The following is a 299-nucleotide window of genomic DNA, read 5'->3' on the forward strand; positions in this document are numbered from 1 at the left end:
GTGGACAGCCCGATCAGCAACTGCCACGGCCGATTCGCACGCACCATCCCGGCCAGCGGCCGCACCGTCCCGGACCGGCGGGACCGCAGCACGTGCGCCTCGGTGTCGCTGCGCGCCTGCTCGACGCGTACCCGGGACCCCACATACCGCGAGAGGTCGTCGACGAGGTCGGCCGCGGGCCGGCCGGCGGGTTCGATCCGCGCGGCCACGGCCGCGGCCAAGTCGGTGAGGCGGCGGCGCAACCGCAGTCCGCCCAGCGCGGGCAGCGAGATCAGCGCGACCCGGGAGGCGGCGTCGAC

The 299-nt window shown here is 76.6% G+C and carries 1 pseudogene; it reads right to left on the bottom strand.

From position 1 onward, the window contains the following. A pseudogene (locus IU476_RS35750) lies at positions 1-299 on the bottom strand (hypothetical protein); the annotation flags it as partial.

This window comes from Nocardia blacklockiae, from assembly GCF_015477355.1.
Taxonomy (GTDB): domain Bacteria; phylum Actinomycetota; class Actinomycetes; order Mycobacteriales; family Mycobacteriaceae; genus Nocardia; species Nocardia blacklockiae.